Origin of the sequence: Streptomyces sp. NPDC047042, from assembly GCF_040644035.1 — a bacterium.
GTDB lineage: Bacteria > Actinomycetota > Actinomycetes > Streptomycetales > Streptomycetaceae > Streptomyces.
The window spans coordinates 38,545-61,081 of sequence record NZ_JBEYVP010000054.1 but is presented as its reverse complement, the minus strand read 5'-3'; the positions used below and the strand labels follow the sequence as shown (position 1 = coordinate 61,081).

Below are 22,537 nucleotides of genomic sequence, written 5' to 3'. Positions count from 1 at the left end.
CAACCTCGCTAAGCGCATAACGGACGAGAACACACCAACCTGGCGAGGAACTTACTAGGTTTTAAAGGGCAATTCGGCTACATCAAACGCCCTCTAACAGTGAATCTAGTCTGAGGGCTGATCACGTTGGGGTGCCGTATGTCGGTATCGGCAGAGGTGGAGAGCACTGCCCCGTATGTCGAAGTGTCGTCTCGTGTGGACGGCAGCGGCAGGAGCTAACTTGCGTGTTAGTGCCTGGATGTAGGGAAGAAGCCCGCTCTGCCACTCGTCGTTCCCGTGAAGTGGTAGGTAGCGGCCTCGGAGAGCACCTTGGTAGGCGGGTCGCCGTTTTCGATGATGATGGCCTGGCCGGGGAAGGACAGCATGTCCTTGTAGAACCGGTCCACGACGGTGGAGGTCAGCTCCACATCGTCGATGTCGTCAGGCTCGGGGTCGCGATAGGTGACCACCGGGGAGTCCAGGACAACGAAGCCGAGATGGTGCAGATCCCGATCCATGCAGAAACGAGCCAGCGCCGTAGTGAACGCCGAGTGCAGGACCGAGCGCATCCCCTTGCCGCGCTCTATCCGTTTGCGGCCGCCGGCGCGGATTTCGGCGTAATACTGGTCGTATTCCGCGTGGTCGGCGGCCGGCACCTGCCAAGCGTCGAGGGTCTGTTGGAGGATGGAGTCGAAATCACCCAATGTGGCGGTAGGGATGTGCTGAGTGGGGCGCGTAGTGGCGACGGCGCCTTCTCCGACAAGCCGGGACTTCTTGTCGTCCAGCTCGGCAATGCGGGCTTGCAACTCCAGTTCTCGCTCAACGACGGAGCGTTCCTCGACCAGGTCTTCGACGTCGGAGCGCAACGCGGCGATCCCCCCTTCCAGCTCCTCGATGATCTGATCCCATACCCCTATGTCGGATTGCGCCTGCACCCTGCGGTTCATCAAAGCCGTCTGCTCACCATCCAGATCGGAGATCGTGGGCAGCAGGTCAGCGAGCAGTGCGGTGGTCTTGGCGGCTTCTGCTTCAACGGCAGTGTGCAGCTGTGTGGTTTCTTCCAGGCGGTGGTTGGGCTGCTGGTGCTCGCGCTCAGCGCCGCAGAACGGGCAGGCCCCAACCTTGAAGTAGCCCAGGATGCTGCCCGCTTCGTTGACCATGGCTAGCCGTTCCAGGTCCGAACGGTACTGCGCCTCCAGCAACTTGAAGCGGCTTAGCAGGTCGCTGACCTCGGTCAGCCGCTCATCGAGCGCGGCCAGCTGGCGGGCAGTTTCCATGCGGGCGTCGACCGCTTCACGGTGAGACTCGTTGGTCTGGCGCAGCGGCGCAGACTGCTCGTCCAGCGCGGTACGGATCCGAATGTGCCGGTCGCGGAGCTGGCGCTCGTTCTCCTGCGTACGGAGCTTGGACGAGAGATCGAGGACGAGCTGGTCCAGCAGCTGTACCTGGCCCTTGTGGACGCGACGCTGCCCGGCGTTGGGGCCGGTGTCCACGGCCGGATCGCCTTCCCCCGTGACCAGGAACCGCATCACCGACAGCTCCGCAGTCCGCGTATTGGCCGTCCCTGTGCGCAGCACTGGGGGTACGTCGCCGACCATGCGGTTTTCGGTGACCAGAGCCAGATGTAGCAGATCGGCCAGAGCGAGGGGGCGGGTGCCGCCGGCCTCGTTCTTGCGGATCAGGACCTCGTCCAAGCCCAGCTCGCGCAGCATATGGATGGACAGGCTGTTGCGACTGCGGGCGTTATGGACCGCGGTCACGGACGCATCCGGCATCTCTGTCACGTAGGCACGCAGGTCCGCGTAGTAGAGGAAGATGCTGTTGCTGTCGGGAGCGCGCAGCAGGGTCAGTGGGCTGCCGTTCGGCATCAGCAGGCCCAGCAGGATCTGCGTGTAGCCCTCGCTCTCGGGGACCATCGCGAGGTCGGCTCCGCCCAGCATGTACTCGATCGACTTCACGATGAAGGACTTGCCAGTGTCGGAGGTGCCGTAAATGACGGTCAGCTCCGGGCCGAAAATGATCTGCGCCGGGGGACGGTCGGCCCCGCAGTAGGTCAGGTGGGTCAGTTGCAGTTCACTCACGGCGGCCTTCGCCGGGCGTGGATGCGAACAGGGAGCCGTTCACGAGGTCCGCGGTGGCCTCGCGTACGTCGATGCCAGGGGCCCAGTGGTGCACGGCCCACTCGGCGCGCTCCCGCAGCCGCCGCACATAGGGGGTTTCGAGGATGTCGACGAACGCGGGCCCACGGTCGGTCGCCCGGTAGACCAGACCCGTTTCGTCGGCTTCGGCGCCGGCGAGCCCGGCACGGATGAGTACGAGGAGCGCTTGCTCCAGCACGGTGCGCTTCATGCCCAGCTCTCCGGAGTGCCCGGGCAGCGAGGGGTGCAGGGAGGGTGGGCCGTCGTGGTCGCCGCTATGCAGGACGGCGTGGTCGAGGACGGCCAGCTGCGCCAGGTCGAGCGGCTGGGGGTGGCTCTCGGCCAGCAGCACCAGCGCCCGCACCCCGATCTCCAGCGGACTGTTGAGCGGATTCATGTGGCTCCCCCTTCCTCACACCATGTCAGTCGGTCATCGTTCGCCAGGTGATGGCATACCCCCATACGGTCCAGGGGCCGCACAAAACGAGTAAGAACTGTCTGTGTCAGCGCAACGCCCCCGGCCGCTTCCAGCACATCCTGCAACCGGTCCCAGCCGAGCTCGTAACGCTTGTCGCACACCTCTACCGCAACGGTGCAGACGTCGTCCATGACCGCATTGAAGTGTCCTTCGGGATAGGCGTCCCGGGCGAAGCGCCGCAAGGATTCGGCGCTGTAGAACGCCTCGCGCTGGCGCCGCATGTGCTTACTGGCCGTAGGGTGCTGCGCGATCAGCTCCAGCGTGTTCGCCGCCGACTTCCACCGCTCTGCATACACCTGCACCAGCTGCCGAACGTAACGGGCCTCCTCCGCGTCATGCTCGTCCGGGGGCGTCATGATCGCAGGGCGTTCGCGCTGCTCGTCGGGGAACCGCATCGCCCAGTACGGGGTGGTCTTGTGCTGCTCCAGCATCTGGTCCATGTCGATCGGCGAGAACATGGAAAAGTCTGTCTGCTCGGCCAGCTCGGTCACTTCCTGGCGCTGATCGGCCGTCAACCGGGTGATGACCTCATCACTCGTTGACGCCAGCTCCGCCAGGAACTTCACACGGGTCTGTTCCGGCTTCGCCAGCGCATCGCGCAGGGTGCGGGCGAAGGCGGGGGCGACGAACACATACCGGATGGGCCGGGCGAAATGCCCCAGTACCACTCCGGCGAACATCTTGCGGATCTCACCGGCTGCTGTACTCCAGTTCAAGGCGCTCTTGTAGCGCTTGCACTGGTAGTTGTCCCACGGCCCTTCCAGTCCCTGCACGCTGCGGTAGGCGGCCACGTCGATGCCGTGGTCCCCGGTGCCGCCTTGGCGCTCGACGCGCTCATAGTCCGGTTCGAGGGCCGGAACCCATTCCTTGACGAACTCCTCGAACTCGTCCGGGTCGTACCCGAAGACGATCTTCTTGGGACTCGGCATGTACGGGAACTGCATCGCCGGGCGCTGGAGCACCAGCGGCGGTTCGGCGGGACCGCCTTGTGGCGCACGCGTCTGGTCCGACACGTTCCCCCCTCGTGCAGCCCGGTCGGTTGCCGTGCAACGGCTGTGACTAGGGATATCACTGATCGATCGTTCACAAAAGAGGTACCTTTGAGACACCGACGGTGACGGCGGAGCGCTTCAGCGCACGGCCCACGCGCAAAGCAGGTCGGGAGCCAACGGCACCTCCGCCGCGGCGGGCAGGTGGTCTTCGAAGTCCCTGACAAAGCGGTGAACGACGCAGACGCGCCGAAACGGATCGATCTGCCGCTAGACGGCCGACCTCATCCTTCGCCTGAGAGATCTGGGATGGGGTCATGAGGGCCGCGTTGCCATTGAAGATAGTCCACGCAGGTCAGCAGCCGTCGCTGGACTAACTTGGCTGTCAAAGGACAGAACTGTTGTCCGTTGTCAGTGAAGTCAGTTGTCCCGTTGTCCTTTGCCAGGTGATCTTCCTTTTTGTCAGTGGATCTTGCTCATGGGGACGGTTTTGCCACTACGCCTTCCTCGGGTCCGACGGATCGAGGCGGAGACGTGCCTTTATGGCGATCACCCTGGGCAAGATCCGCTGACAGGCTCTGAGCCGGAGAAGCTTCACTCGATGGCCTCAGCCAGGCTGCGTTCGCCACTGAAGATTCCTCGCCGCAGGTCAGCAGCGATCCGTTGAGGAAGATCTCGTGTCACCGGACACCCGTCTCCGGCGATCTGGCCCCTCTCGGATGATCTGGTCCTGCCGGGCCATGTCGGTTGAGATGCTTTGGTCAGCAGCGGAGCGCACGCGGCGCATTCGCGGTTCTGGGACCAGATCGTCTGAGACTCACTGGCTGACTCCGTCTCAACTGATCCGGTCGTCGCAGGTCATAGCCGCGGCTACGGACGTGATCGTTTGAGACGGGACATCAGTCGCTGTGTCAGCAGCTGACCGGCGCCTGGCTACCCCAACAGCTCTGACTGGACCCGGTCCCAGCTCGGTCGCGGACTGTCGACCGGGTGCACGATGGTGAGCAGGCGGCCTTCGAGGAACACATCGAGCCGGTCGTCCGTCCGAGAGGCTAGTCGGCGGCGCTGAGCCCGGTGGTCCACCGGCACGCGCTCTCCCAGGACACCGAGCAGCACCTCATGGCGTGCTTGGCCGACAGCATCGCCGCGGATCCACCGGCCGCGGACCTCCACGCCAGAGAACGTGCCGAGTGTGTCCTCGCGGCTGAAGGATCGGTTCATCGCCGCCTCGACCACCGGCTCGGCCAGGCTGATCGCCGTCCTGACGTGAGCCCCGGCTGCGTCCGCCGAGCCCTCTGCGTCGGACTCTGGCGCGGAATCAGCTCGAACCCTGAGGGGTCCCTCCGGCTCCAGGTCCGCGCGCCGACGGGGATCAGGCCGCGGAACGCGGAATCGCCAGGGCGGTGCGCTGCCCGGCATGTCGATCCACCCGGTCCTGAGCCCGGCCGTGGCTGGGGCGTCGTCGGGCAGGAAGATGTCGACGTAGATGCCGCCCGTGCCGAGCCAGACCCAGCTCATGAAGTAGGCGTGATCATCGTGGTCGACGGACCACTGCGCGAGCTTCTCCAAGCGTGCCTTCTGCGCCTGGGTGCCTTTGCCAGCCGGGAACATTTGCTTGTGGTCGCGCCGGCGGCCCCGCGCCTCCCCAGCGAGCGGACCGGCGGCCAGGTCATACAGCAGGTCGGGCCGCACCCCCTTCTTCGCGTAGGTCCCGACAAGTTTCCCGGGCAGGACGTCGAAGCTGCTGAGGCCGTTAGTCCCGGGCTTCCAGTCGAAGAGGGCCTCGCTGGCGGCGGTCATCACCCCGAGCCCGGTGCACTCGCTGACAAAGCGTCGGATGTGGCCGGAGCTGGAGTCGAGGGCGGGGCAGTCGACCCCGAGTGAACCAGCGCCCGGGCTGCCGGCGATGTAGCTGAGGAGGAGGCTGATTTCGTGGTCGCGCACACGCTGGTCGACCGTCTTGCGCAAGTCGCAGGCAAGGGCGTTGATGTTGACCACTGCGGCCAAGGACACCGGCAGAGGGCCTTGCCCGATCTCGACAGCCTGGACGGCCTCAGCGCCAGACTTTCCCTTCTCGACCGTGAAGCGCCACACCCGGGCGCGCACCGAACTCATGCGGGAAGCCTAGGCCGCTCGCCGACAGCACGGATCGATCCGCCTCTGCGGGGCCCCTTCGACATGAGTTCTTCAACGAACTCCCGGGCCGGCACACGAGAAGTCGTACACCGCGAAGTCGGTAACCGGGCGGTACCCGATCCGCTGGTAGAGGCCGTTGCTGGTGGGGTTGGCCAGGTCCGCGAACAATAGGACCTCCGTCGCGCCTGCGGCCAGCGCGGCCCTGCTCACCTCGACCGTCACGGCGCCCGCGTAACCGTGGCCGCGTAGGTGGGCCGGGGTGTACACGGGGGCCACCCGGACCTGGCCGGCGACCATCGGGGTCATGCCCGCCATGGAGGCGGGGGTGCCGTCCGGGGTTTCCCAGAGCGTGACGCGTCCTTGGGCGATGCGTGTATCCGCCCATGAGCTGTTGTCCGCAGCGGGGGTTCCTCCGATGGCGGTGATGAACTCGCGGTGCCAGAGCATGAGTTGCTCACGGTCCTGCTCGTCCGCGACTCGGCTTCGGCCCTCCGGGAGCGGCTCCGGTGGTGTGAGCGTGCCGAGGCGGTACAGGCGCTCCCGCTCGTGCAGCGACGGTGTCGCGCCCGTATGCCGCGCCCAGGACTCGGCGAAGGCGGTGGCGGTGTCGTGGTCCGCGTTGACGCCGGGGAGGCGTTGGCCGAGGCAGGCCAGGTGGGCAGCGAGGCTGTCGGCCGCCTCGGGTGTGAGTGGGGTGAGGTACGGGCGGCGGGGCGGGGTGCGGAAGAAGGCCGCGTGGATCTCGCCCGCTCGCTCAAGGCTGCCGAAGATGGGGGCTTCTGCGCCGTACTCGTCCGCCCCGCGCGTACGCAGTGTCTCCGTCACCGTCAGCGGGACGGTGTGCAGGGCGGGGCGCGAGCGCAGGAAGTCTCCCGCTCGGGCGAGAAAGCTGTCGAGGTCTTCGGTGAGATGCCAGCCATCCGGACGCATGCCTCATGATCCCTCGTGCTGTCGGCATGGGCGCGCATTTTTCCGCTGGGGCGAGGCGGCAGGGCTGGTAGATCAGACACCGGCATCCTCGCCGATCTGCGCGGCAAACTCCGCGCCCACCGCCAGGTTTCCCTGGTCCGGGACTTCCGCGAGCGCACCGTCTAAAAGGCTCCGCCAGGCAGCGGCACCGGGATCAGGCCGGGGACCCGGCCACCACCAGCGCACCGTCGTCTTCCCGCCGGGTGTCGCGGAGCTTCAGGTCCGGAGACGAGTAGAGCAGCACACGGCCGTCGTAGAGGCGATACTGGTACCGCGTGGACCGCTCCAGGTCACGGCGCTGCTGAGGGTCGCCGTCGGGCAGCACAAGCTCAACGAACCCGCGGCCGTCGACCAGAACGCCCCGCGATGTGATCTTCCCGGTGACGGTCGCCACGAAGGTGTCGGCCAGGATCTCGACCCTGTCGCCGTGCATCGGGATAGGGCCAGGGAAGTCGGTCACGCCGTCACCCCCGCGAGGGGCGATTCGCTGATCAGGGCTGCGAAGAAGCTGTCCACGGGCCGGCGGTGTCCTCGTTCTCGGGGCTGGTAGTCCTGCCCATCCTTGCGGTGCCGCGCCCGTCTGCGCCACCCCCTGCCAGGTGCGGCGGCCGGACGAAGGTGACGGCCGGAGCAGCCTGCCTACTGTGGGGCGGTGAAGACGCCTTCCGATGACGCTGCCGGGCCCGAGCGGGTTCCTGTGCCCGTGCGGGTCGTGCTGCCCGCCGATCCGCTGCTCGGAACCGAGCAGCAGGAGATCGTCGCGCGGCTGTGGAAGCGGCGGCAGACGGATGATGATCACGGAGACGGGCTGGGTCTTCCTCGTGGGGCTGCCGTCGTACGGAGATCTCGAGGACGGGAGTGTGGAGGCGGCGGAGTACCGGGTGTGGGTGCTCGCGCCCGATCATGTGCGGCCGGTCGACGGCGTCGACTGCGACCAGGTCGCCACCGAGCGGTTGGAGCGGTCGCCGCAGTCGGTGGTCCGGGGGGGTCCTCGGGGAGCGCCGGCCGTCGGGATGGGTGCTGCAGAAGGTGAGCGGCGGGCGCGGTCCGGCACAGGCGGTCCTGCACGCCCGGGACTGCAAGGAGGCGCTGGCTGACGCGCCGCCGCTCGACTGGAAGCACGCCCTAGACGTCGCGGAGAACCCGGGCACCCGGCTGTGTGGTTGCGCCCAGGAGCTCTCCCCCCTGCTGAGCGGCTTCGACCACATCGACGGTTCCAAGAGGCGCTCCGGGCCGCTCAACAGCCCGGCGGCTGCCGGGTGGTCCTGGCGGCTTCGGTCGCGTCGGCCGCCCAGGTGGTCAGCAGGTCGACGGCGGCGCCGGCGTGGCCGCGCGCGATGCCCCGGGTCAGGCCGTCCCATTGCGGGCGGGGCCTGATCGGCGGGAGGCCACTGATGTCGTCAGGCGGCTGCGGCGGCCACAGGCGGGTCAGCCACAGCCACGTCGCGACCGGGGGTTGCCCGGCGGTGGGCACGGGCGCGTCCGGGGCGGTGTCGAGACTGTGGGCCAGGTCCTCGCCGACCACGGCCGCGGCCAGGTCCCGCACGTGCCGGGCGCCCTGCTCGCAGTGCTGCCCAAGCTCCGTCAGCGGCACGTCGTCGGGGCTGCGTCCGCTCTGGCCGGCGAGCGCCGCCAGGACGACGGCAAGGAGGCCGCGGATTCCGACGTAGTCCCAGTTCTGCTCCGTGCACAGCGCGGGAGGCTGGAAGCACGCCGTGATCCGCCCGGCCCGGGCCAGGGCCTGGCTCCACCCGTCGCCGGTCGGCGTCACGCCGCGCGGTACGTCGCCGCGGTGTCGCGTGCCTGGGACACGCGCACCTCGGTCAGGCCCGGCATCCGGCCGGCCCACTGCTCGTAGGCCCACACGGCGAACAGCTCGGCACTCGGGCGCGCTCCGACGATCCCGTTCAGATGCTGTCCGCGTAGCCGCTCGTCAGCCCACTGCCTGAGCGTCTGTTCGTTGCTGCCCATGACGGCCGCGTCCTGGCCGGCGAACACGAAGCCGAGTTCGTACTGGTGCCCGTGGACATCGTGCTCGTGATGCCACCGGGGCAGCATCGGCAGGGCGTGGGTCGCCTCGAAGTACAGGGTGATTTCTTGCGTAACGGCCAACTCGGTCGCCCCCTCCGGCTCATGACGTCCCGGCAGCGTATCGCCGTGGCCGGGCCTATGGGCTCAGCTGGCTTCGGCGACCGTGACGAGTCCGTATCCCTGGTACCAGCGGGGATCACGGACCGGCACCGGCGACATCCCCAGGGACGGGGCGACCTCCGCCATGGACCGGTAGTCGCCCCTGCGGCCCGGGGCCTGCCGCAGCCGGTAGTCCTGCAGCGGGTTGTAGGCGCCGTCGGCGAGGTGCGGAGCATGGCCTGCGTGCAACAGCAGGCTGGTGAACGCGCGGTACACCGAGCGGCGTACCCGGGCCCACTGCTCCGGGTCGCTGCCGATCACACGCATCAGGGCGTGCCAGCGGTCGGCGTACGGTCCGGTGGGGGCCGGCCACCCGGCGACGCCGGGCGTGAGCCTGGCCCCGGCCTCGTCTTCGTCCTCGCTCCAGTTGCGTAGCTCGCAGGCGAGCCGGTCCAGGTCCAGGTCGCCGATCGCGGCTCCGGTCCATCCCATCGCGATCCGCAGGGACTCCGCGACCGCGGCCACCAGGTGGCCGCGGGCCTCCTGGTCGTCCCCGAGCAGATAGCCCCGGTGGGGCTGCACCGAAGGATCCTGCTCCTGGTGCCAGCGGACGACGGCTTCCGCCCACGGCCACGCGTCGGTGTAGGGGTCGCTGCCGTCGTGGGCGGCCCGGTACGCGTCGGCGAAGTCGGGCAGGACGGCATGAGGGTCAAAGGCCATGCCCGCAGTCTGCCCCACCACCGGCAGCGTCATCCGGGGAACCGGTACCGCAGATGTGTTCCCGCCCGGGTCAGGCCGCCTCGGGCACGGCCGTCAGGCCGTCGATGCCCTGGTAGGCGAGCGGATCGCTGACCGCGACCGGCATCGTGATGCCGATGATGGGCGCGGTGTCGGCGAGTGCCATGTAACTGGAGTCGTAGGTGTTCTGGCGGTACCTGAGAGCGGCGCCCCGGTCCATGGCCTTCGACGTGTGGAACAGCAGCCCGAGCAGCACATGGCCCGCCCCCGAGGCCAGCCGGCGGGTACGCCCGGGATCGCCGGACAGGAATGCCGCCCGCCACCGGTCGGCATACGGCCCGGTGGGCTCGGGCCATCCGGGCGTTCCCGGCTCAGAACAACTCGCGTTCGTCGCCCAGGGCTCCGCCCAGTAGCCCAGCTCACTGCGGGCGGTCTCCAGGGCCAGGTCTGCCGGCAGCCGGTTGTGGCGGACCATGCTCAGGCGCAGGGTCTCGGAGATGGCGGCCGGAACGTGCTCGATGTCGCCGTCGTTCAGGCAGGCGTTGCGCAGGCTCCACCCGAGGCGCTGCTCGTTCGCCCGGGACCAGGCCAGCGCGGCTTCGGCCCACGGCCAGCAGTCAGTGTAGGGATGGCGGCCGGTCCGGGCGACGTACCGCTCGGCATGGGCGGACACCCTCATGTTCATCCTGCTGCTGTTCACTGCGTCACGCCCCCTGCTTCAACGGCCACCGTCGTGGGATCCTCGCTGGAGTTTCTCACCAACCCCGGTGATCGGGCAGGGCGTTCGGTGGGCGCGGCGCCCTCACCTGGCCCGCGACCACGCGGCCGGGCGTGTCCTCTGGCTCAGGCCGCCACCTTCACAGTGTCGGCCTGAGCTACGGGGACGACGGCGATCGGCTCCCAGGTGATGTGCCGGCGGTTCGGGGCGGTGGGCGACCAGCGACAGGTGGGGGGCCCGCAGCACGACGGCACCGCCGGGGTGGTCAGAGAGCCACGCCTTCATCATCCGGCAGTCGGCCTGGTCGGGGCTGCCGGTTGAGTGCAGTCGGGTATCGGAACTCACCGAATTGCTCGAACCCAGGCGGCAACACGCTGCCCCATTCCTCCAACAAGCGGTGTGGCGAAAGCCGCCGCGGCCCGCGCCTCACCCCAGCGGATGTCCTGCATCTGCTCGCTGGTGGTACGCCGGTGCGCGAAGTTCGTCGACGACCCCATCACCGCCGTCCAAGACGCCGACCTGCTGCTGCACCTCACCGAGTGGCCGCAGTTCTCTCACATCGACCCGCACCGCCTCGCCGCTCGCACCACCACCCCGCACGTCATCGACGACCGCGGCACCCTGAACACGGACACCTGGCGCGATGCCAGATGGATCGTCCGCGCCCTCGGCCGCCCGAGCCGAGGTTTCGTCGCCCGGCCCGCGGCGCCTCCGCAATCGGCCCACGCCGCCGGGCCACGCCAGAGTCGCCAACAGCATCCTGGCGATCATGGAAGCGATGGCACACTGATGGGCCCAACTTGCCCATCGCGCCCGGGAGATCACCTGATGAACGCCACCCCCGCCGCCGACGGCCAGGGAGCCGAAGAAGCCGAGGTACGTACCGGCGGCTGCCTGTGCGGCCGCATCCGCTTCACCACCCGGGGTCCGGCCGTCTTCCCCCACACCTGTGTCTGCCGCCACTGCCAAAAGCTCGGCGGCGCACCAGTGATGTGGTGGGTGGGATTCGAGACCGTCACCTGGACCGGCGAGGGCGGCGAGCCGACCTGGTACGAGACCTTCGAAGGCGAGGCGAAACGCGGCTTCTGCCCGACCTGCGGCAGCCGCCTCGCGGCGATCGACAGCGACATCCCAGAGACTGGCATTAACGTCACCGCCCTCGACGACACCAGCGGCCCAGACCTCGTGCCGATCCACGCGTCCTTCCGCCACAACGCCGTGCACTGGCTGCCGTCGGTGCCGGAGACCGAGCACAGCACGGCCGGTTGATCGCCCGACCACTGGTCGGCAACGTCACCTGCTCCCTCGATGGTCCCGGCCGGCACCCCGTTCTCGCCCGCGAGTAGAGCGCGAACTCCCGGACCGGGCCCCGCCGCGGTCAAGGGGAGCCGCTCTGCGTCGGGAAAGCGAGTCAGCCGCGCCATGGATGACCGTAACCCTCACCCCGACCCGCTCCACCGGTAGCGGCATGACAGCCGTTCCCCGGCCCGCCCAGCGGTTGAGATGGAGGCGAACGCGGATTACGGCGCCCCTTCGGTCCGGCGTAGTCAGTTCGGGTGCCGTCCGATCAAGCCCAGCACCTCGTCCGTAGTCCGTACGTCGCCGAATGACCGGTAGATCGTGTGCAGCGCAGCGTTGTGGTCCTGGTCGCGCCGGGCCGCATTGGCGTCGGCGACCATCAGCACGCGTAGGCCCGTGGTGGCCGCGTCCCGGGCCGAGGATTCGCAGCAGACATTCGTGAGTGTGCCCGTGATGAATACGGTGTTGATACCGAGCTCCGCTAGCAGTCCCGGTAGCTGCGAGCGTCCGGGGAAGAAGGCGCTGTAGGCGGTCTTCTCCACCACGAGGTCGCCGTGCCGGGCGTCGAGGGCGTGCCACAGGCGCGAGCGCAGTGGACCTTCGCCTCCTGTCGCCGCGAACGTCTGGCTGACTGTCGATCCGTAGAACTCGCTGCTCACGCTCCCGAGCGGTGCCTCGTTCGCTGGCAGCACCCAGGCGACCGGGCCGCCAGCTGTGCGCAGTGCCTCAGCGATGCGGTTGATATTGGGCACGACGCCGCGGACGTACGGATTCGCCTCGACGAAGAAGGACACCATGTCGATCACGATCAGCGCCGTGCGCACCGGGTCGAGGCTCTCGTACGCGTGCCGCCTGCCGCTCCTCTCCTCCTGCCGCGCGTACTCCCGGGGTTCGATCCGCCAGGCGTGGATCTTGGAGTCGGTCTGCATACATCCCCCGGTCGGCTGGCCCGTGACTGAGACGAGCCTGCCCCCCGTGACCGACCAGCACGCCGACCCCGCCTCTCGGCTACGTGTCATGCTCCAAGACCCCAACTGAAGCGGAGAGTGCCCGAGCAGCGGCGCTCAGTCACACAGGAAGACACACGGACTCCGCAAGGTGGGACATAAATCGAACACATGCTTGAATGGGGTCATGGAGTCCGCGCCCTACCCCCATGACCTACTGCAGGCACAGCGTGACTGGTACCGAACCTATGAGGCGCTCGCTACGTTGCCTCCCACCGCGGGAACCACGGCTCTGCGTCGACGGCTTCTGCTTCTGTCCTCCCGAGTCGTGTGGCACCGGCATTGGTCAACCCTTCGGTCCTCTCCAGCCGCCCGGGTGGAACTGCGCCGCCAGGCACGGACGCTGGAGAATGAGCCCGTGTAAGAGCAGGCCGCTGTGACCGCCGCCCCGAGGAAGCCATTCGCCCTGATCATGCTGGTCATGCCGGACGGACAGACCGTGCGAGTCCGCCTCTATGAGAGGTTGCAGACGACCGGGCTGCACCCTTGGAGGTACCGCATTGGCATGCCCTCGTGGGTAGCAACGGAGGAGGGCGTGGAGGCTGCCGAGTACTCGGTGTGGGTCACGGATGAGCAGCTCCGGCCCATCGAAGGTGTGGACTTGTCGGTCGTCCCGACGCATCGGCGCCTCGCGGCTCTTCCACCGCCGAAGCCTTCTGGGTGGGTGGCGCAGCCCGATCCACAGCGTCGTGGAGGCACCGTCGTTCACGACTCCGCATGCCGCAGCGCGACGGGCGGGGGCAAGGAACTGGGCGCGCTGGAGGCGCTCGACGCGCTGATGCGGCCCGGCGCCACAGCGTGCCACGAGTGCGCCGCAGCCGAAATACTCATTCCCGCCTTGGAGTTGGGCAAGGGCTACGGGTAACCCGACGGCGATGACGGGAAACGGTACCGAGGCTGCTGCGCCGCCACATAACGTGTCGATCTATGAGGGTTCTGATCATAGGCGGCAGCGGTTTCCTTGGTACCGAGTTGGTCCGCCTGGCCACGGCGGCGGGGCACGAGACCGCCGCGACGTTCGCCACCACCCGCCCCGACGCCGCCTTGGAGGTCACGTGGCATGCCCTCGACGTCCGAGACCCCGCCCGGGTCGCCAGTGTAATCAGCGACGTGGCTGCTCCGGTCGTCATCAACGCATCGAGCGGCAAGTCCGACTGGGCGGTCACCGCAGACGGCGCGGTCCGCGTCGCGATGGCCGCCTCGGAGCAAGGCTGCCGCCTGGTGCATGTCTCCAGCGACGCCGTGTTCTCCGGTGCTCGCGTCCACTACGACGAGACGTGCGTTCCGGACCCGATCACCCCGTACGGCGCGGCGAAGGCCGCTGCCGAGACGGCCGTGCGACTCCTCGTGCCGAGCGCCGCCGTGGCCCGCACCTCACTGATCATCGGGCACGGCCGTTCGGTGCACGAGCGCGCCGTACACGCCCTCGCGGCCGGCACGCGTGACGGCGTCCTGTTTACCGATGACATCCGCTGCCCGGTGCACGTCGAGGACTTGGCCGCCGCCTTGTTGGAGCTCGCGTTGTCCGACGCGGCTGGCGTGTTCCACCTCGCCGGACCGGACGCCCTCAGCCGTTACGACCTCGGCCTGCTGATTGCCCGGCGCGATGGGCTGGACCCCGCGCGGCTGCCTGCTGGGCGACGCGCCGACACACCGCTGCCCAGCCCCCTCGATGTTCGCCTCGACAGCTGCGCCACACAGGAGCGTTTGCGGACCACGCTCCGGGGTGCCCGCGAGTTCCTTCGGCTAGACCCGTACTTCGCGGGTCGCTGATTCGTATGGTGTGACCGGCCCGGGGGTGTCCCGGGCCGGGGTGGTGGCGTTAGGCCGGGTGTGTCGATGACTTCCCGGTCCCCGCGGCCACGGTCTGAACGTCAGCGCTTTGAAGTGGCGGTGACGTCCGTGGTGGAGAAGCGTCTGGGCGCTCTGCCTGTCGCTGCCGAGTTTCTGCGCCGGCTGGACGTCGCCGGGATCGTCGACGAGGTGTGTCCTGGTGGTGCGAGTGCGCTGGTGACGCACGGGCAGGTGATCGAGGCGTTGGTGACCAACCGGCTGACGTCGCCCGCGCCGCTGGTGCGGGTGGAGGACTGGGCCCGGTGCTGGGCGGTGGAGGAGGTCTTCGGGATCGAGCCCGCTCTGCTCAATGATGATCGTCTGGCCCGGGCACTGGATGCGATCGCTCCGCACCTGGAGCACATCGCGGGCACGGTCGGGGCGCGGGCGATCGGTGAGTTCGGGATCGATGTGGCCCGGATGCATTGGGACATGACCAGCATGTCCGTGCACGGGGCCTTCCCGGTTGAGGGTCAGGACGGGGACTTCCCCGTCATTGGCTACGGGCATCCCAAGGACCGGCGCTTCGATCTGAAGCAGGTCCAGGCCGGGCTCGCGGTGTCGGCCGACGGCGGCATCCCGCTCCATGCCCGGGTCTTCGGCGGCGGTGCGGCCGAGGTCAGCCAGGTCGTCGGCGCGATGAAGGACCTGCGGGCCATGGCCGGTGAGCGCGACTTCCTGATGGTCGCCGACTCCAAGCTGGTGTCCTACTCCAACGTCCGTGCCCTGCTGGCAGCCGGGGTTCAGTTCATCGCCCCGGCCCCGGCCGTGCAGGTCAAGGACGAGGTCTATGCCGCTCTCGATCTCGCGCAGGCCACCGTCGTGGACTGGACACCGGACCGGGAGGCGGGCAAGCCCGCCGAGCGGCGCGAGACCTACCGCGTGCTGGAGGACACCCACACCCTGACCGGGCCCCGCAAGAGCGATCCGCCGCTCACCGTGCGGCGGATCCTGGTCCACTCCACCGCGAACGCGGCCGGCCAGCAAGCCGCCCGGGACAAACGCCTGGCCAGGGCCGCCGAGGACCTGAACAAGCTCACCGCTGCGGCCGGCGGACGCCACTACAAGACCCGGGAGAAGATCGTCGCCCGGATCGGTGTCATCGCCGCCAAGCGCCGTGTCACCTCTTGTCTGCGCTGGACTGTCACCGATAACGAGAGCGGAACCCCGGTCCTGGCCTGGCACTTCGACACCGGCGTGCTGGACGCCGAAGCTGCTGTCGACGGCTGGTACGCACTGCTGACGTCCGTCCCCGCCGACCAGGCAGACCCGGCCGGGGCCCTGATCCACTACAAGGGCCAGGGCGCGGTCGAGCGCCGCTACCACGACTTCAAGGGACCGCTCGCGATCGCGCCGGTCTTCGTGCAGCACAACCGGCGCGTTGCCGCCCTGATCCAGGTCATCTGCCTGGCCCTGCTGGTCTTCTGCCTGATCGAGCGGCAGGTCAGACGGGCGCTCGGCCCCAAGCAGACCATGAGCGGCCTCTACCCCGACAACCGCCGGGTCCGCCCCACCGGCCGCATGATCTTCTACCACCTCGGCGAACTCACCCTGCGGATCGGCAATGTCACCGACCCGCCCACCGTCCAGGTCACCCGCGGCGTCCAACTCCACCTCCTCGACCTCCTTGACACCGACATCGGACAAACCCGCTGGCCACAGACCTGAAACGGTGACCCGCGAAGTCCGGGGCTAGACGGCCGCGGCCACCACGGCCCAAGCGAGTGAAGCCTGTACAGAATCCGCGGCCAGATCAGGTACGGGGTTCGGCTGTCTGTCTCCGATCTCGAAGTTCGCGGCATGCCGAACCTTCAGAAGTGGCATGAGGAGCAGCTCCTCGACCCCGCAACGACCGTCTGCCGAGCGGTGATCCTCAACTGACTTCTGGCCCGTACTGCGACGTCCACCAGAGAGCCCGTTTATCGGAAGCGCGAAACCCCCGGAATCGCGAGGACTCCGGGGGTTTATAGCGGCTGCTAGCAGGGTGTGTCAGCCCAGGGAAGGGCCGTCGCTGTCGTCATCGACTCGGCGGCGGCGTGCCGCGAAGACGGCGCCTCCCCCGGCGGCGAGGAGGACGCCGGCGCCGCCGAGCAGCCATGGGGCGGCGTCAGCACCGGTATGGGCGAGCGTGCCCTTGAGGGCGGGGGCCGCCGTGCTCGTCGCAGTCTTGGCGACGACCGCGGTGTCGGACGTCAACGTGGACGACGAGGGCGTGCTATCACCCTGGTCCCGGTTCGGCTTGCCCGACGTGGACTCGTCGGTGGTCGGCCTGTCGGAGGAACTGGGCGCCGGTGTTGCGCTGGTGGTCTTGGCGTTGGTGACGGTCACGGTGACCGGGCTGCCGGGCTTGGCGGTGAAGCTCTTCGAGGGCTCGTAGAGCTCGTATCCGGCCGGTGCCTTGGTCTGCTTGACCCAGAAGGTGGTGCCGGTACGGCTGTTGACGGGCAACTTGGCGGAGGCGGTGCCGCCTGCGCCGGTGGTGACCGTGAGAACGGTGGTGTCGCCGGTGCCGACGTTGACAGTGGATCCGGGCAGCAGCATGCCGCTCTTGCTGTCCCTGGCCTTCACCGTGACCGTGGCGGGCTTGAAGGGGTCGATGATCGTCAGCGGAGTGTCCGCGCCGGGGGTGACAATGACGTCCTGATCGTCGACGACGTCATGCAACGGGCTGCCGCTGGAGACCTCCTTGAGCCGGTAGACCCCCGGCGAGAGGTCCTCGAAGGCCAGTTGGCCGTCGGCGTTGGTCTCGCCGCTGGCGGCCTGCTGGCCTTCGGAGTCGAGCAGGCTGAACGAAGCGCCGGGGAGGACGTCTCCTCCGGGATCCTTCTTCAGGATGGTGACCCCGCCGGTCTCAGCCGCGCTCAACGGGACAGCGGAGGTGGACGGGGTCGGCTCGGAGGTCTGTGCCGCGGCGGCCGGTGCCAGAGACACAGTGCCGGCCACGGCGGCGAGGGTGACGGCTGCGACGGGAAGACGGCGGGCAGAGCGGGTGTGCAAGAAGGGGACTCTCCTGAGTGGGACGCGGGCGGGTCTGCCCGTCGGTTGAAGGGTGAGGCCGGTCAGCGGGTACGGCGCGGAGGCTGAACTGCTGGGGCAGCCGGTACCTGACGCGTTTGTGCCGGGCGGCGTGACGGCGCGGTGGTCGCGTAGCGGCGGGCCGCTGTTCGTATGAGTGTTTGCTGGTCTTCGATGGGCAGTGTCTCGATGCGGGCCAGGCCCTGGGCGATGGTGGGGCCGAAGATCGGGCCGACGGGCAGGCCGGCGGCTTGGACGATCTGGGCGGCTGCCTCGGCTTCGACGAGGATGCCGTACTGGTCAGGAATGTTGAGCAGGTCGGCGGCGTGGTAGCGGAAGCCGTCGATGGCCTCGGGCAGCGTGAAGTCGTCGTTCATGACGTCCTCGACCAGGTAGAGCAGGGTCAGCGTGGCGGAACGCAGCCGGGCGGAGAAGTCCGGGTCCGTGAGCCAGGGGCCTGCGGTCCCGGCGGAGTGTGGGACTCGGGTTCGGCGGTGCGGGTGGCCTCGGGTTGCGGTCGGCGCCGGAGGGCCAGCCAGCGGGGCGGGGGCATGGTCTCCGTGTTCGGGGAGCGGGTCAGCGTGTTCGGGTTCCTGTGGGGCTGGCCTGGGCTGCGGGGATGTTGCGCGCCGTACGGGCCGCCGGCCGGGTGCGCGCCGTGGTCTTCCAGGATCCGGGGAACCAAATCTGCGTGTACTGCTCGATCGCGGCCCGCAGTCCGCTGACGTCCGCGCCGTGCCACGGCGGCTGGCGGTTGTGGTGGCGCAGGTCGAGGATGCGGGCGTAGCCGCTGTAGCCGGGTTGGACCTCACGTGCGGCGTCGCGCCGGGTGAAGGTGTCGTGCTCGTCGAAGGTGAGGACCACGGCGTCGACGTCCCCCTTCTCGGGGTGGACGACGGCCAGGCGCAGACCGTCGTACTCGTTTTCGCGGATGGTGCGCGAGAAGTCGATCCGCAGCCGCAGTACGGAGTTGGGCAGCGGGGTGGCGTAGTAGGTGTTGCCGACGACGGTGCTCTCGGTGAACGGGAGCGTGAGGTGTTCGGTGAAGAACTGCTGGGCGTGCAGGGACACTTACGGGTTGCCTTCTGACGTGCGGGGCAGGAGAGGCCGGTTCAGCGGCGTGGGCCGGTACGGGCCGCGGCGGGAGCCGTGGCGACGGTGGTGGTGCTCCAGCGCGGAACGCTGCGGGTCCCCAGGGCCGGCGGGCGGCGGGCGGCGGCGCGCTGGACATCGAGGGGCGTGGGAACTCCCGGTGCGGGTGGCATGACAGGGGTGAGCTGCGCGGACTCGCGCAGCCAGGGGAGCATGCCGTCCTTCCAGCGCGCCAGCGGTGCCGGGTCGGCGACGCTCTGCGTGATGGCCTTGACCAGGGCGGTCGGTGTGTGGGTGGTTGCAGTGGCGTACCAGCGGGCGTGGCCGCTCTTGGGGCCGCCCCACAGGTGCCAGCGGGCCTGAAGGGTGGTCAGTTCCTTCTCCGGGTCGAGGCGGCCGGTGGTGTATTCGCAGGTGGCCATCCCGTCTGGGGGCTTCAGTTCCATCACGCCCCAGCCCGGGTGCTGGAACTGCCAGCCGTTCTTGATCAGCGGGACCACGGCGTCGAAGGCGCCGAGCTCAGGGTCCTCCAGGTCGGGCGGGGCGAGATAGGTGTCGGGGCCAGCGGTGTATGCCTCGGCGAGGGCTGTAGTGAAGGCAGTGACGAACTCCGTGGGCGCCATGTCGTTGAAGCTCACGCCCCACGTGGGCGGGCCGAAGCGGTCACGGTAGGCGTTGATCCTCCACAGTCCGTCGTCGTCTCCCTCGGGCAGGAATCCGAGTCGGATGCGGTGGTCGGGCGCGGTGACGTATGCGTTGCCGAGGTCGTCGTGACGCAGGTCGAAGCCGAGCGCGAGCAGCGGTTCCAGAGCCGGGTCTCCGGTGTAAGTGCTGGCCGCGAGGTAGCGGGGGGAGACGTAGACGTCGCCGTCGATCTCTTCGGTGTCGGGCACGAAAGTCCTGAGGGTTTGGGGCAGGGGGTGAGCGGCGCGGTGCGCGGTCAGGAACCGGTGCTGGCCGCGAGGGTGGGCAGCAACTGTCGTTCCAGGTGGGCGGGTTGGCCGGTGTAGTGGAGGGTGCGCAGGCCCAGCTGGGCGGCGGCCCGGCAGTTGTCCTCGCGGTCGTCGACGAACAGCACGCGTGCTGGCTCGGCGACTCCGGTGGCGGCCAGGGCGTGTTCGTACACGGCCGGGTCGGGCTTGCACAGGCCCAGCCTGGCGGAGTACAAGGCGTAGTCCATCAGCTCGCGCCGCCAGACGGTGGCGTCCAGGACGTCGCTGAGGTGGGCCGGGGCGTTGGAGAGCAGGACCATCGGCAGCTCCGCGGCCCGGGCGCGGTACAGGACATCGAGGACGCGCGGGTCGGTGCGGGTCCACATGGCGGTGTCGGCAGCCCGCAGGGTGCGCAGCCACCGCGGGCCGGGATGGTGTCCGAGGACCTTGGCCCAGTAGGCCAGATCGCTCAGTTCCCCTGCGTCGTACGCGTTGCGGGGAGCCCAGAAGGCGTCCTGGAACGAGGGAAGATGCCGGTCGGGCCACTCGGCGAGGTCGGCGAGACGGGTCCACATGGCGGTGCTGGGCTGGAGACCGAGGACCCCGTTGTAGTCGAGGATCAGGGCGTCCACGCCGCTCGGGGAGGCGGAGGTGCGGGTCAAGGGGTCGTTTTCTCCAAGGCTTTGGGGGCGAGCACGGCGACGCTTGCGGCGAGGAGGGCGGGCAGCAGCAGCGCGTGCGGCAGTGCGGTGACGGTGGCGAGAGCGCCGATGAGGGCGGGGCCGGCGAGCAGGCCGACGTAGCCGGTGACCGCGACGGTGGCGACCGCGCGGGGTCCGCCAGTGCCGGCGGCGGTGATCAGGCTGGGGATCGTGACGGACAGGCCCAGGCCGAAGGCCGTCCAGCCGAAGAGGGCAGAGGCAGTGGTGGAGCCGGCCAGTCCGGTGGCGAGGCCGAGCGCGGCCAAAGCGGCGCCGGTGCGCACGACGGTGTCCGCGCCGAAGCGGGCGGTGAGCCGGTCTCCGGCGAGACGGCCTGCGGCCATGGCGGCGCTGTAGCAGCCGTACGCCGCGGCGCTGGTCGCGGCTGTCGCGCCGAGGTTATGCAGGTGGACGGAGGCCCAGTCGGCAGCGGCTCCTTCACCCAGCAGTGTGGCGGCGGCAAGTGCGCCCAGCAGCCACAATCGACGCCGGGACAACCCCTTCCGGTTGTCCGAGGTCGGTGCAGCACCGTGGTGGACGGGCTCGAGTGCGGGGCTGGCGACGGTGCGGGTGAGTCGCGTGGTCGCGCCTGCCGCTGCAGCGGCGCCAGCTGCCACTGCGGCGAACAGAACGGTGTGTGATGTGTGGGCGGTGGTGGCGGCGAGTGCGGCGCCGAGGAGGGCGCCGAGGCTGTAACTCGCGTGCAGCCGACCCATGATGGGGCGTCCGTGGGCGTCCTGGCAGCGGACCGCTGCGGCATTTGCTGCGACGTCAAGGACGCCGTGCGCGATGCCGAAGGTGAACGCCGCTGCCAGGAGGCTCTCCAGACTGAAGCAGAGCCCGAGGACGGCAAGACAGGCGGCGAGGGCAATGGCACCGCCGGTCAGCAGCGCGGGCAGTCGGGCCGGGCGGGCGAGGCGTCCGCCTGCCTGGAGTCCGGCGACCATGCCGAGGGCGGCGGCCAGCAGGACCAGGGCAAGCCCGGCTGTAGTCACCTCGGCGGCGTTCTGAACGGCGGGCATGCGCGCGCCCCAGATGGCCATCACCACACCCAGTCCGGCGAAGTACCCGGTCAGCAGGCGGCGGCTGCGCACCAGCTCGGGCGCTGCGGTCTGTCTCACGCGGCACGCTGCCCGATAGTCAGGGCCGTCGGCGGGACCGGGGCGACCTGGACGTCGAGGGTGCGGTACGCCTCCTGGGCGCGTGCTTCGGCGATAGCGGCGGTCGGCCCGGTGGTGATCAGGAAGCCGATGCGGGCGGTGTACAGATCGCCGCCGTCCTGTGGCAGTACGAGCGGGTCGCCGGCCTGTCGCTGAAAGCGCACGCGCACCACTCCTTCGACGTGTGCCTTCAGGCGGCGGGCGGTGAGGGTGCCGGAGTAGGCGGGGTAGATGAAGCGGATCGCCGCCCCCTGGTGGCGGGTGGACGTCAGGTCGGGGGTATGTCCGCAGGCGATGTCGGCGGCGGCCCGGGCGAGGTCGACGCCGGTGGCCAGGTGGACGAGGTGGCCGATCATGTCGCCGCCCAGGCGTGCGTTGACCTCGATCAGCCGGGGCCGGCCGCCGACCAGGCGCATCTCGACGTGCTGCACGCCGTCGGTGATTCCCAGGGCCTTGATGGCAGCAGCGGCGGTCGGCGCCACCGTTGCGAGGAGCGGATCGGCGGCGTCGACGGTGTGGCCGGTCTCGTCGAAGTAGGGTGCGGGACCCAGGCGTTTGCGGGTCACGGCGACGGCGGTGGTGGTGCCGCGGTGGGTGACGCATTCGACGGAGACCTCCGGTCCGTCGAGATACTCCTCGACCAGGACGCCGCTGTCGGCACGGCTGCGGTGTGCGCCGGCCGAGGCGAACTGGAAGGCGGCGGGCAGCTCTTCGGGCCGGTCGATGCGGATCACGCCGATGCTGCCGGCCGATGCGGCGGGCTTGATGACGGCGGGGAAGCCGAGGGTCCTCGCCGCCAGTTCAGCCTCCCGCAGGGTCCGTGCCTTCATCGACGCGGCCGACGGCACTCCGTGGCGGGCGAACAACGTGCGGGCGGTGGCCTTGTTGCGGCAGGCCCTCATCGCCTCGACGGAGTTCGCGGCCAGACCGAGCGCGCGGGCGAGGCGGGCGGTGGGGACGAGGTTCCATTCGTCCCAGGTGACGACGCCGCCAAGGTCGTGTCGTTCCGCCAGAGCCCGGCCTGCGGCGAGCAGCGCAGTGGTGTCGTTCAGATCGGCGACGGCGTGGTCGACGATGTGCGGCTTCTCCCACGACGGCTCGGTGCCGGTCAGCAGGACGATGTCATACGCGGCGGCCACCTGCTCAAGGCAGTAGCCGCGATCCGCCTCATCGCCCGGAGAGACGACGAGGACGAGGGGGCGAGCGGACAAGAAGGGTTTCTC

At 69.2% G+C, this 22,537-nt stretch carries 22 protein-coding genes and 1 pseudogene; 5 read left to right on the top strand and 18 right to left on the bottom strand.

The features are described from left to right. Positions 1 to 227 precede the first annotated feature (227 nt). The 6 genes from ABZ855_RS42645 to ABZ855_RS42620 all read right to left on the bottom strand — a co-directional run bounded on the left by ABZ855_RS42645 (position 228) and on the right by ABZ855_RS42620 (position 7,149). Positions 228 to 2,060 carry a hypothetical protein gene (locus tag ABZ855_RS42645; RefSeq protein ID WP_360817462.1) on the bottom strand — a complete coding sequence of 611 codons (1,833 nt, stop codon included), beginning with the start codon at positions 2,058 to 2,060 and terminating at the stop codon, positions 228 to 230. Then, entirely contained in the window at positions 2,053 to 2,514 is a 462-nt protein-coding gene (locus ABZ855_RS42640) for an ABC-three component system middle component 2 (RefSeq protein ID WP_360817459.1), read from the bottom strand. The genes ABZ855_RS42645 and ABZ855_RS42640 overlap by 8 nt, the downstream gene beginning before the upstream one ends. Then, a complete protein-coding gene (locus ABZ855_RS42635; protein WP_360817456.1) occupies positions 2,511 to 3,608 on the bottom strand; it encodes an ABC-three component system protein in 1,098 nt (365 codons plus the stop codon). The genes ABZ855_RS42640 and ABZ855_RS42635 overlap by 4 nt, the downstream gene beginning before the upstream one ends. A 909-nt stretch (positions 3,609 to 4,517) precedes the next feature. Continuing rightward, the gene (locus ABZ855_RS42630) at positions 4,518 to 5,699 is read right to left on the bottom strand and encodes a hypothetical protein (protein WP_360817453.1); all 1,182 of its coding nucleotides are present in this window, start codon (positions 5,697 to 5,699) and stop codon (positions 4,518 to 4,520) included. 72 nt (positions 5,700 to 5,771) lie between these two features. Next, a complete protein-coding gene (locus tag ABZ855_RS42625) occupies positions 5,772 to 6,650 on the bottom strand; it encodes a GNAT family N-acetyltransferase (protein WP_360817450.1) in 879 nt (292 codons plus the stop codon). A 193-nt stretch (positions 6,651 to 6,843) separates the two neighbouring features. Beyond that, positions 6,844 to 7,149 (bottom strand): hypothetical protein, encoded by a 306-nt coding sequence (locus ABZ855_RS42620; protein WP_360817447.1) that lies wholly within the window; start codon positions 7,147 to 7,149, stop codon positions 6,844 to 6,846. A 237-nt stretch (positions 7,150 to 7,386) separates the two neighbouring features. On the opposite strand from ABZ855_RS42620, the pseudogene ABZ855_RS42615 reads away from it, so the two are divergent. After that, positions 7,387 to 7,907: pseudogene (locus ABZ855_RS42615) on the top strand (DUF6233 domain-containing protein); the annotation flags it as partial. Between the two features lie 19 nt (positions 7,908 to 7,926). Here ABZ855_RS42615 and ABZ855_RS42610 read toward each other — a convergent pair. From ABZ855_RS42610 to ABZ855_RS42595, 4 genes are all read right to left on the bottom strand, one after another. After that, positions 7,927 to 8,460 carry a hypothetical protein gene (locus ABZ855_RS42610; protein ID WP_360817445.1) on the bottom strand — a complete coding sequence of 178 codons (534 nt, stop codon included), beginning with the start codon at positions 8,458 to 8,460 and terminating at the stop codon, positions 7,927 to 7,929. Then, positions 8,457 to 8,801, bottom strand: a complete 345-nt coding sequence (locus ABZ855_RS42605; protein WP_360817442.1) for a 6-carboxytetrahydropterin synthase — start codon at positions 8,799 to 8,801, stop codon at positions 8,457 to 8,459. The genes ABZ855_RS42610 and ABZ855_RS42605 overlap by 4 nt, the downstream gene beginning before the upstream one ends. 63 nt (positions 8,802 to 8,864) lie before the next feature. Next, complete coding sequence (locus tag ABZ855_RS42600) at positions 8,865 to 9,539, bottom strand: hypothetical protein (protein ID WP_360817439.1); 675 nt, start codon at positions 9,537 to 9,539, stop codon at positions 8,865 to 8,867. Between the two features lie 70 nt (positions 9,540 to 9,609). Beyond that, the gene (locus ABZ855_RS42595; protein WP_360817436.1) at positions 9,610 to 10,257 is read right to left on the bottom strand and encodes a hypothetical protein; all 648 of its coding nucleotides are present in this window, start codon (positions 10,255 to 10,257) and stop codon (positions 9,610 to 9,612) included. 417 nt (positions 10,258 to 10,674) lie between these two features. On the opposite strand from ABZ855_RS42595, the gene ABZ855_RS42590 reads away from it, so the two are divergent. Further along, entirely contained in the window at positions 10,675 to 11,544 is an 870-nt protein-coding gene (locus ABZ855_RS42590) for a GFA family protein (protein ID WP_360817433.1), read from the top strand. 278 nt (positions 11,545 to 11,822) lie between these two features. Here the strand turns inward: ABZ855_RS42590 and ABZ855_RS42585 are convergent, their stop codons facing one another. Next, complete coding sequence (locus ABZ855_RS42585) at positions 11,823 to 12,503, bottom strand: isochorismatase family cysteine hydrolase (protein WP_360817430.1); 681 nt, start codon at positions 12,501 to 12,503, stop codon at positions 11,823 to 11,825. Positions 12,504 to 13,086: 583 nt separating this feature from the next. Here ABZ855_RS42585 and ABZ855_RS42580 point away from each other — a divergent pair. The 3 genes from ABZ855_RS42580 (at position 13,087) to ABZ855_RS42570 (ending at position 16,082) form a co-directional block, all read left to right on the top strand. Continuing rightward, entirely contained in the window at positions 13,087 to 13,446 is a 360-nt protein-coding gene (locus tag ABZ855_RS42580; protein ID WP_360817427.1) for a DUF6233 domain-containing protein, read from the top strand. A 62-nt stretch (positions 13,447 to 13,508) separates the two neighbouring features. Next, the gene (locus ABZ855_RS42575; protein WP_360817424.1) at positions 13,509 to 14,354 is read left to right on the top strand and encodes a sugar nucleotide-binding protein; all 846 of its coding nucleotides are present in this window, start codon (positions 13,509 to 13,511) and stop codon (positions 14,352 to 14,354) included. 129 nt (positions 14,355 to 14,483) lie between these two features. After that, positions 14,484 to 16,082, top strand: a complete 1,599-nt coding sequence (locus tag ABZ855_RS42570) for an IS1634 family transposase (RefSeq protein WP_360817421.1) — start codon at positions 14,484 to 14,486, stop codon at positions 16,080 to 16,082. Positions 16,083 to 16,403: 321 nt separating this feature from the next. Here ABZ855_RS42570 and ABZ855_RS42565 read toward each other — a convergent pair whose 3' ends face one another. The 7 genes from ABZ855_RS42565 to ABZ855_RS42535 all read right to left on the bottom strand — a co-directional run bounded on the left by ABZ855_RS42565 (position 16,404) and on the right by ABZ855_RS42535 (position 22,525). Further along, positions 16,404 to 17,411, bottom strand: coding sequence for a SpaA isopeptide-forming pilin-related protein (locus tag ABZ855_RS42565; protein WP_360817418.1), 1,008 nt, complete (start codon positions 17,409 to 17,411; stop codon positions 16,404 to 16,406). 62 nt (positions 17,412 to 17,473) lie between these two features. After that, positions 17,474 to 17,806 (bottom strand): hypothetical protein, encoded by a 333-nt coding sequence (locus tag ABZ855_RS42560; RefSeq protein ID WP_360817415.1) that lies wholly within the window; start codon positions 17,804 to 17,806, stop codon positions 17,474 to 17,476. A 199-nt stretch (positions 17,807 to 18,005) separates the two neighbouring features. Beyond that, the gene (locus ABZ855_RS42555) at positions 18,006 to 18,500 is read right to left on the bottom strand and encodes a hypothetical protein (protein WP_360817412.1); all 495 of its coding nucleotides are present in this window, start codon (positions 18,498 to 18,500) and stop codon (positions 18,006 to 18,008) included. A gap of 41 nt (positions 18,501 to 18,541) precedes the next feature. Then, positions 18,542 to 19,414 (bottom strand): DUF317 domain-containing protein, encoded by an 873-nt coding sequence (locus ABZ855_RS42550; protein WP_360817409.1) that lies wholly within the window; start codon positions 19,412 to 19,414, stop codon positions 18,542 to 18,544. Positions 19,415 to 19,461: 47 nt separating this feature from the next. Then, entirely contained in the window at positions 19,462 to 20,115 is a 654-nt protein-coding gene (locus ABZ855_RS42545) for an HAD family phosphatase (protein WP_360817406.1), read from the bottom strand. Continuing rightward, positions 20,112 to 21,275, bottom strand: a complete 1,164-nt coding sequence (locus ABZ855_RS42540; protein WP_360817403.1) for an MFS transporter — start codon at positions 21,273 to 21,275, stop codon at positions 20,112 to 20,114. The genes ABZ855_RS42545 and ABZ855_RS42540 overlap by 4 nt, the downstream gene beginning before the upstream one ends. After that, positions 21,272 to 22,525, bottom strand: a complete 1,254-nt coding sequence (locus tag ABZ855_RS42535) for an ATP-grasp domain-containing protein (protein WP_360817401.1) — start codon at positions 22,523 to 22,525, stop codon at positions 21,272 to 21,274. Before ABZ855_RS42535 ends, ABZ855_RS42540 begins: the two co-directional genes overlap by 4 nt. Positions 22,526 to 22,537: the final 12 nt, after the last annotated feature.